Genomic DNA, 8,040 nt, shown 5'->3' with positions numbered 1-8,040 from the left:
TCCGGCGGGCGGGCGCGCACCGGCACGGGCGGCGGCGGGGGCGGCGGCGGGGGAACATCCGCCTGCTCCAGCGGCACCACATCCGGCTCCACCGCCTGCTGCGGCTCGGGCGGGGCGTTCTGCAGCAATTCCGGCTCGGCCGCGCGCAGCGGCTCGGGTGGCGGCTGGTCGATGGGCGGCGGCGGCTCGGCCGTCACCATCTCGGGCGGGGCGGCGGTGGCCACGGCCTCGGGCGGCGGCGCGGCCTGGGCCATCGGGGGCGGCTCGGCCGCCTGCACGGCCTCGCTCACCGGGGCGGGCTGCTCCTGCGGCGTGTCGGGGATGGCGGGGGGCGCGGCCACTTCCAGCGGCACCACGGGCGGCGGCGGCGGCTGGTGGGGCAGGCCCAGCACCAGGAAGGCCGCCGCGCCGCCATGCAGCACCACCGAGGCCCCCCAGCCCAGCGCCCGCGGCACGCGCAGGCTGGCAGGCTGCAGGCTGACTGCTGTGCTCATCAGGACAATCCGTTCAGCGCGCCCGCGTGGCGGGTGCGGCGGCCTCGGCCTCGGCGATCAGCGAGACGCGGGTGATGCCGGCCTGGGTGACGCGGCCCATGACGCGCAGCACCTCGCCATAGGGCACGGCGCGGTCGCCACGGACATAGACCGGCGCCTCGGGGTCGGCCTTGTGCAGGTCGACAAGGCGGGTGACGAGGTCGGCGGCGGCGATCTCCTCCTGGCGGAGGAAGACCTTGCCCTCGGTCGTCACCGTCAGCACCACGGGCGGGCGTGGCGCGGCGGCGCGCGGGGCGGCGGTCTTGGGCAGGTTCACCGGCACGCCCACCACCATCATCGGCGCCGCGACCATGAAGACGATCAGCAGCACCAGCATGACGTCCACCAGCGGCGTCACGTTCATGTCGGCCATCGGCAGCGGGCCGTCATCATCGCCGCCGCCGTGGCTCGGACCGGAAAAGGCCATCGGGGCTTACTCGGCCGCGGCGCTGGCGCGGCTGCCGGCCACCACGGGCGGGCGGCGCGAGAGGGTGGAGGCCAGCTCGGCCGACGCCGCCTGCCCGTCCTGGCGCAGCCGGCCGAGGCGGACCAGCAGGCGGTTATAGGCCATCACCGCCGGGATCGCCGCGATCAGGCCGATGGCCGTGGCGAAGAGCGCCTCGGCGATGCCCGGCGCCACCACGGCGAGGCTGGTGTCATTGCTCTGCGCGATGCCGGCGAAGCTGTTCATGATGCCCCAGACCGTGCCGAACAGGCCGATGAAGGGCGCCACCGCGCCGGTGGTGGCGAGGAAGGGCAGCCCCGGCTCGACGCGGCGCAGCTCGATGCTGAGGGCATGGCGCATGGCGTGCTCCATGCGGTGCCGGTATTCGAAGCGGCTTTCCCCCTGCTCCCGGCCATCGCGCCATTCGCGCGTGCCGGCGCGCAGCACGCGGGCGGCGAGGCCCTCGCCCTGCGGCGCGGCGGGCGTCTGGCCGGAGCCCGGCGTGGCGGCGGCGACGAGCTGGCGCACCTCCCGCCCCAGCCGGCCGAGCAGCAGCGATTTCTCGACGATCACCGCCCAGCAGATGACCGAGGCCAGGGCCAGCGCGATCATCACGCCTTTCACCACCCAGTCAGCCTGGAGGAAGAGGCCCAGCATGGACATGTCCGGCCCGCCATGCAGCGCCACGGCGGCGATGTCGGGCAGGGTGGTGGCGGTGTCGGTCGGGTTCATCGCGACCTCCTCACTTCTCGAAGGTGACGCCGTCGACGCGCGAGGCGAGCGCGAGACGCGGCAGGCAGGCGGCGCGCCCCTCAGGCGTGGGGCCGCAGGCCAGCAGATCGTTCAACAGCAGGGCGCCGACGCCCTCGCAGGGCTGGCCGGCCAGGTCGAAAATGCGCGCCATGGTCTTCTGCGCCGGCAGCGGCCCGACATCGAGGGCCATCCGGCGGGCGATGACGCCCTCCTTGCCGAATACCAGAAGGTCGAGCCGCAGCGGGTCGAGCGCCTCCTCCCCCGGGTTGCGCAGCAGGATCCAGACGCGGCAGCCCTCGGGCCGGGGCTCCAGGCGGTTCAGCTCCAGCCCGATGCGCGCCTCGGCCGGCTTCTGCGCCTGCGGGGCCTGCTGGGCCTGGGTCAGGCCGGGCAGGCTCAACGTGGCCAGGACGGCCAGCGCGGGGAGGATCCGGCGGAGCGGCATGTGGCGGGAACCCTTTTGTATCTGTGCCGGCTTATGCCGCCATTGAGGGATGGTTGCAATGAGAATGACTCTCAATGAGAACGGCGCAGGCCACAACACACACCCGCGCGACAAACGCCCTCCCCCACCCGGCCGGGACTCGGCCGCGCGCGGTCACTTTCCGTTTCCTTAAAAAAAGACCGTCCGTATTGTTTGTTTGTGGGGCGGCGCCTAGCCTGCGCGCACCAGCACACAGGATTTGCGCATGGACAACGCCACACGGTCGGACCGCACCCGCCGGGCCGCCCTGGAGGCCGCCCTGGCCATCATCGCCCGCGATGGTCCCGGCCGCCTGACCCTCGACGCCATCGCGCGGGAGAGCGGCATCAGCAAGGGCGGGCTGATGCACCAGTTCAAGACCAAGGAAGCCGTGCTGAAGGCGCTGCTGGATCATCAGGTCGCCTATTTCGAGAATTATTCGCGCAGCTACCGGGCCGAGCATGGCGCGGGGCAGGCGCAGCCCGAATTGGCCGCGCAGATCGCCACCCTGCAGGAGAGCCTGGAACGTCCCCACCCGCTTGGCCTCGCCCTGCTTGGCGCCGTGGCGCAGGAGCCGGGGCTGCTGGCCGATGTGCAGGAGAGCAGCCGCGCCCTGCTCACCACCATCCGCGCCGAGGCGGCGGACCCCGACCTCGCCGTGCTGCGCTGGCTGGCTGCGCGCGGCCTGGTGCTGACCACGCTGATGGGCCTCTCCCCGCTGGAGGAGGAGGAGCGGGAGCGCCTCTTCGCCCGGCTGCGCGATGATGCGCGCTGGGCCGCCCTGGAGCAGGGGCCGGCGCCGCGGCCGGGCTGCCCGCAAAAATAAAACCGACCAGACGGTTTTATTTTTCCTCCACCGCTGTTAGCGTGGCCTCCGCCAGCAGCGTGGAGGCTCCCTTGCCCGGCCCGGATTCTTCCCAGACGCAGGGCAGCGCCGCCCCCTCCCAGCATCTCCAGGCGTGTCCGCATTGCGGGCTGGCCCACCGGCTCTCCGCCCCCCGCCCCGGCACGGCCAGCCATTGCCGCCGCTGCCATGCGCTGCTGCGCCGGACACCGGGCGGGCCGCGGCAGGCGGCCCTGCCGCTGGCCGCGCTCGGGCTGCTGCTCGGCCTCGCCGCCCTGCCGGCCCCGCTGCTCTCGCTGCACCTGCACGGGCTGGAGCGGGATGGCACGCTGGGCACCGGCGCCCGCGCCTTCGCCGAGGACGGGCTCTGGCTGCTGGGCCTGCTGCTGCTCGCCACGGTGGCGCTGGCGCCCCTGCTGCGGCTGGGGCTGCGGCTGGTGGTGCTGGCCGGGCTGGCCTCCGGCCGGCCACCGCGCTGGCTCTTCCACCCGCTGCGCTGGGAGGGCGCGCTCGCCGCCTGGTGCATGCCCGGCATCTTCCTGGTGGGCGGGCTGATGGCCTGCGTGCGCCTCGCCATGCTGGCCGATCTGCGCCTCGGCCCGGCGGCCTGGCTGCTGGCCGCCCTGGCGCTGGTCGCCCTCGCCGCCGACGAGGCCTTCGACCCCCTCGCGACCTGGGAGGCGCTGGAAGCCCGGGGCGCCGTGGCCGATCCCTCCGCGCTGGCCGCCACCGCCACGGCCCCGCATGGGGCGCGGCCCTGGCTGGCCTGCCCCTGCTGCCACCGCCTGGCCGCCGCCGCACCGGCGACCACACTGGCCACACTGGCCGCGCGAGCCCCAGGCTGGGGCTGTGCCCGCTGCGGCACGCCGCTGCACCCGCGCAAGCCGGCCGCCCTGGCGCGCAGCACGGCGCTGCTGGCCACGGCGGCGCTGCTCTCCCTGCCCGCCAATCTCTGGCCGGTGATGGGCATCACCACCTTCGGCCAGGAGGCCACCCACACCATCCTCGGCGGCGTGCTGGCACTGGGCGCGAATGGCTACCCCCTGCTGGCGCTGCTGCTCTTCCTCGCCAGCATCGTGGTGCCGCTGGTCAAGATCCTCGGCCTCGCCGCCATGCTGCTGCGCGCCGCCGGGCTGCCCGCGCCACCCACCCCGGCCCTGGCGCGGCTGCACCGGCTGATCAGCGCCCTCGGCCGCTGGTCGATGACCGATGTCTTCGTCGTCGCCGTGCTCATCGCCATGGTGCGCTTCGGCGCCCTGGCCTCGATCACGGCCGGGCCGGGGGCGGGCTGCTTCGCCGCTGTCGTGGTGCTGACCATGCTGGCCGCCCATGCCTTCGACCCGCGCCTGATGTGGGATGCCCCCACCCGCGCCACCCGGGCGCGGGAGCGCGCGGCATGAATGGCGGCGGCCCCGGTGCCCTCTGGCTGATCCCGCTGCTGGCCCTGCTCATCGCCGCCTGCCCGGAACCCTTCTGGCACCTGGCCCGGCCGCTGCTGGGCGGCGTGGCGGCGGGGCATGCCGCCGCCAGCTTCCTCCTGGCGCTGGAGGAGGAAAGCGCCGCCCTCGACCTGCCTCCCTTCGAGAATTTTCCATGATCTCCCTCCCCCCCAGGCCACGCGCGCGGCTGCGGCGGCGCCTGTCCTGGATCTGGGCCCTGCCCGGCCTGGCCGCCCTGGCCACCGGCTACCTCGCCTATGACGGCTGGGTGGAGCGCGGCCCGCTCATCACCATCACCTTCGAGGAGGCCGAGGGCCTCGTGCCGGGGCAGACCCAGCTGCGCTACCGATCCGTCCCCATCGGCACGGTGCAGTCGCTGCGCCTGACCGCGGGGGCGGCGCGCGCCGAGGCCACGGTGCGGGTGCGCCCGGAGATGGCCGGACGGCTGACGGGCAAGGCCCGCTTCTGGCTCGTCCGCCCGCGGCTGTCGCCGGAGGGGGTCTCGGGGCTGGAGACCATTCTCTCCGGCGTCTTCATCGGCTTCGACCCAGGCCCGCCCTCCGCCACCCGCGCCAGCGCCTTCACCGCGCTGGAGGAGCCGCCGCGCCTCCTCTCCAGCGAGGCGGGGCAGGAGGTGCTGCTGCGCGCCAGCCGCCTCGGCGGGCTGCGGCCGGGCTCGGCCGTCACCTATCGCGGCCAGGTGGTGGGGGAGGTGGTGGAGGCCGGGCCCGTCCGCCCGGGCCAGGAGATCCCGCTGCGCCTTTTCCTGCGCGCGCCGTATGACGCGCTGCTGCGCGCCGGGCCGCGCTTCTGGCGCTCCGGCGGGGTGAGCGCGGGCTTTGGCCCCGAGGGCTTCCACCTGGAGCTGGGCGACCTGCGCGGCCTGCTCGGCGGCGCCATCGCCCTCGATGTCGCGGGGCCGGAAAGCCCCCTGCCCGCCGATGGCTTCCCCCTGCATGACAGCGCCGCCCTGGCCGAGGCCGCCGCGCCGGGCGGGCAGCTGGTGCTGGCCACCCTCTCCGGCCCGGCCGCCGGGCTGGCGCCGGGCGCGCCCGTGCTGATCCAGGGCCGCCCCGCCGGCCGTGTGACGCAGGTGGGCCTGGCCTGGGATGCCACGGCGCGGCGCTTCCGCGTGCCGGTGCGGCTGGTGCTGCGGCCGGTCGAGGGCCTGCCGCCGGACGCGCTGGCCACGCTGGTGGCGGAGGGCTACCGCCTGCGCCTGCGCGGTGCCGACCTGTTCAGCGGCCAGCAGGTGCTGGCGCTCGAGGTGGTGCCGGGCGCACCGCCCGCCACGCTGGGCCAGAGGGAGGGCCTGCCGGTGCTGCCCGTGCTGGAGGAGCCCGGCGGCGACCTGCCCGCCCGTGCCGAGGCGCTGATGGCCCGGCTGGAGCGCTTCCCGCTGGAGGAGACCGGCGCCCACCTCAACGCCGTGCTCGCCGCCACGGAGTCCCTGGCGGGCGGGCCGGAGCTGCGCGGCGCGCTCACCGGGCTGAGTGGGGCACTGGCGCAATGGCGCGGGCTGGCCGGGCGGCTGGACCGCGACCTGACGCCCCTGCTGCGCCGCCTGCCGCAACTGGCCGAGACGCTGGAGCAGTCACTGCGGCAGGCCGGCGGCGCCGCGCGCTCCTTCGAGCAGGCCTATGGGGCGGACTCTCCCACGGCGCGGCAGATGGAGCGCACGCTGCGGCAGCTGGCCGAGGCCGCCCGCGCCCTGCGCCTGCTGGCCGACCTGCTGGAACGCCGCCCCGAGGCGATGCTGAGCGGCCGCGGCGAATGAGGCGGCGCCTTGTCCTGGTTCTGCCGGCGCTGCTGGCCGGCTGTGCCTCGCCCGCCGTGGAATGGGTCCGCCTGCTGCCGGTGCCGGGCCAGCCACGGGCCACGCCGCCCTGCATCATCCTGCTGCGCGACCTGCGGCTGGCGGCGGAGCTGGACCGGCCGGGGCCGCTGCACGCCGCCGGCGGCAGCCGCGTGATGCTGCCGGGGCGGGAGCGCTGGGCGGCGCCGCTGGAAGGCATGGCCGGCCACGTGCTGCTGCGCGACCTGGCGCAGCGCCTGCCCGCCTGCGTCCTGCGCGACGCGGAGGCCCCCGCCATGCCGGCGGCGGCCGCGCCGCTGGAGGCGGTGATCGACATCGCCCTCGACCGCTTCGAGGCCGGGGCGGATGGGCAGGCCTGGCTGGAGGCCGAGGCCACCCTGTTCTGGCCCTCTTCTCCCACCCGTCCGCCGCGCGCGCTGCGGGTGGAACGCCGCATGCCGCCCGATGGCCCCGGCCCCGAGCCGCTGGCGCGGGCGCTCAGCGCGGCGCTGGCGCAACTGGCCGATGCCCTGGCCGGGCTGCTGGCCGGGGCGCTGGCCGGGACTCTGGTGGAAGCGCCGCCACCGCCCACGACTTCCCCTTCCCTCTCACGAAAGGATCATGCCGGATGACGGCTTCCCTTCCCCTTCTCCGCGCGGGCCTGCGGCCTGTGGCCCTGCTGCTGGCCGGCGGCCTCTCCCTGGCGGCCTGCACCAGCCCGGACCCGGTGGCCTATGCGGGGCTGGATTCCGCGCCCCGCCTGCAGCCAAACCGCGGGGAGGATGCCGCGCATGTGCCGTTCCGCTATTCCGGCAGCGTCTCCTGGCGCAACTACGCGCAGGTGATCCTGGAGCCCGTCCAGATCTATCGCGGCGCGGATGCCCAGTTCGGCGACATCTCCGAGGCCGACCGGCAGGCCCTGGCGGCGGAGATGCAGCGCCGCTTCGCCGCGCGGCTCGGCGAACGCTTCACCCTGGCGCAGTTCCCCGCCCCCGGCACGCTGCGCATCCGCCTGACACTGACCGGCGCGGCGACGAACACGCCGGTGCTCGGTACCCTCTCGCGCTTCGATCTCGCAGGCGGGCTCTACAACGGCGTCCAGGCGGTGCGCGGGCGGGAGGGGGTGCTGACCGGCTCCGTCAGCTACGCCGTGGAAATCCATGACGCCAGCAGCAACCAGCTGCTGGAGGCCTTCGTGGCGAAGCAATACCCCAACCCCTACAATCTTGGCGCCAGCATGGGCGCCCTGGCCGCGGCACGGACCGGCATCGACAAGGGCGCGGAGGCCCTGCTGGAGCATCTTCGCTAAGCCCCCCCTCTTGCCCCGCCGCGCTGGGGCCTCAGCCCATCCTCCCGGATGGCGGGGGCGCACGCCCAGCCGGCGGAGGGAACGCTGCCGCCTGGCGGGTTGTCGGGATCGGCGAAGGGCTCCAGGTGGCAAAAGCCGGTCGCATGGCTGGCGCGGAGGCCGTGATCCCGCAGGCGGCATTCTTCGCGCTTCAGGCCAGAGCCGCTCACAGACCCGTCTGGCACCTGGATCGCGGCCTCGTTGGTGAGAATACGGGCCGCAGTGAACCGACCCGGCGCGAGCCGCAACCACACTGGCGGCGCCTTACGCGCCCAGGCCAAGTGCCCGACGGCGCGCCTCCGCGCCACCAGCGCGGCAAGGGCTTCGTGAAGGCGCGTCAGCTTCTGCGAGCCGGCCGCAGGACCGGGCGAAGAGGATGGCGGGAGATGCGAATTGTTCGCCGCAACACGCCCCAGATCG

General features: G+C 75.0%; 9 protein-coding genes and 1 pseudogene. 6 read left to right on the top strand and 4 right to left on the bottom strand.

Annotated features, from left to right (window positions below):
• The 4 genes and pseudogenes from NON00_RS02620 to NON00_RS02605 all read right to left on the bottom strand — a co-directional run.
• A pseudogene (locus tag NON00_RS02620) lies at positions 1-494 on the bottom strand (hypothetical protein); the annotation flags it as partial.
• A gap of 13 nt (positions 495-507) precedes the next feature.
• Positions 508-960, bottom strand: coding sequence for an ExbD/TolR family protein (locus NON00_RS02615; RefSeq protein WP_256017388.1), 453 nt, complete (start codon positions 958-960; stop codon positions 508-510).
• A gap of 6 nt (positions 961-966) precedes the next feature.
• On the bottom strand, positions 967-1,710 hold the full coding sequence (locus NON00_RS02610; protein WP_256017386.1) for a MotA/TolQ/ExbB proton channel family protein: 744 nt from the start codon (positions 1,708-1,710) through the stop codon (positions 967-969).
• Positions 1,711-1,720: 10 nt separating this feature from the next.
• Positions 1,721-2,176: a Tat pathway signal protein gene (locus NON00_RS02605; RefSeq protein WP_256017383.1), complete on the bottom strand. Its 456-nt coding sequence runs from the start codon at positions 2,174-2,176 to the stop codon at positions 1,721-1,723.
• A gap of 244 nt (positions 2,177-2,420) precedes the next feature.
• On the opposite strand from NON00_RS02605, the gene NON00_RS02600 reads away from it, so the two are divergent.
• The 6 genes from NON00_RS02600 (at position 2,421) to NON00_RS02575 (ending at position 7,581) form a co-directional block, all read left to right on the top strand.
• Complete coding sequence (locus tag NON00_RS02600; protein WP_256017381.1) at positions 2,421-3,020, top strand: TetR/AcrR family transcriptional regulator; 600 nt, start codon at positions 2,421-2,423, stop codon at positions 3,018-3,020.
• Between the two features lie 71 nt (positions 3,021-3,091).
• A complete protein-coding gene (locus tag NON00_RS02595) occupies positions 3,092-4,438 on the top strand; it encodes a paraquat-inducible protein A (protein ID WP_256017374.1) in 1,347 nt (448 codons plus the stop codon).
• Positions 4,435-4,635, top strand: a complete 201-nt coding sequence (locus NON00_RS02590; RefSeq protein ID WP_256017372.1) for a hypothetical protein — start codon at positions 4,435-4,437, stop codon at positions 4,633-4,635. Before NON00_RS02595 ends, NON00_RS02590 begins: the two co-directional genes overlap by 4 nt.
• Positions 4,632-6,254 (top strand): intermembrane transport protein PqiB, encoded by a 1,623-nt coding sequence (locus NON00_RS02585; protein ID WP_256017370.1) that lies wholly within the window; start codon positions 4,632-4,634, stop codon positions 6,252-6,254. Before NON00_RS02590 ends, NON00_RS02585 begins: the two co-directional genes overlap by 4 nt.
• Entirely contained in the window at positions 6,251-6,904 is a 654-nt protein-coding gene (locus NON00_RS02580; RefSeq protein WP_256017369.1) for an ABC-type transport auxiliary lipoprotein family protein, read from the top strand. Before NON00_RS02585 ends, NON00_RS02580 begins: the two co-directional genes overlap by 4 nt.
• Positions 6,901-7,581, top strand: coding sequence for a DUF3313 domain-containing protein (locus NON00_RS02575; protein WP_256017368.1), 681 nt, complete (start codon positions 6,901-6,903; stop codon positions 7,579-7,581). The genes NON00_RS02580 and NON00_RS02575 overlap by 4 nt, the downstream gene beginning before the upstream one ends.
• The last annotated feature ends 459 nt before the right edge of the window (positions 7,582-8,040 follow it).

This window comes from Roseomonas sp. GC11, from assembly GCF_024437745.1.
GTDB lineage: Bacteria > Pseudomonadota > Alphaproteobacteria > Acetobacterales > Acetobacteraceae > Pseudoroseomonas.
The sequence above is the reverse complement of the archived record's forward strand: the minus strand, read 5'-3'. Positions and strand labels throughout refer to the sequence as shown.

Bases quoted from the DNA above. Each gene is read 5' to 3' on its own strand.
- NON00_RS02605 (WP_256017383.1), bottom strand. From the start codon at position 2,176: ATGCCGCTCCGCCGGATCCTCCCCGCGCTGGCCGTCCTGGCCACGTTG.
- NON00_RS02600 (WP_256017381.1), top strand. From the start codon at position 2,421: ATGGACAACGCCACACGGTCGGACCGCACCCGCCGGGCCGCCCTGGAG.
- NON00_RS02580 (WP_256017369.1), top strand. From the start codon at position 6,251: ATGAGGCGGCGCCTTGTCCTGGTTCTGCCGGCGCTGCTGGCCGGCTGT.
- NON00_RS02590 (WP_256017372.1), top strand. From the start codon at position 4,435: ATGAATGGCGGCGGCCCCGGTGCCCTCTGGCTGATCCCGCTGCTGGCC.
- NON00_RS02615 (WP_256017388.1), bottom strand. From the start codon at position 960: ATGGCCTTTTCCGGTCCGAGCCACGGCGGCGGCGATGATGACGGCCCG.
- NON00_RS02585 (WP_256017370.1), top strand. From the start codon at position 4,632: ATGATCTCCCTCCCCCCCAGGCCACGCGCGCGGCTGCGGCGGCGCCTG.
- NON00_RS02575 (WP_256017368.1), top strand. From the start codon at position 6,901: ATGACGGCTTCCCTTCCCCTTCTCCGCGCGGGCCTGCGGCCTGTGGCC.
- NON00_RS02610 (WP_256017386.1), bottom strand. From the start codon at position 1,710: ATGAACCCGACCGACACCGCCACCACCCTGCCCGACATCGCCGCCGTG.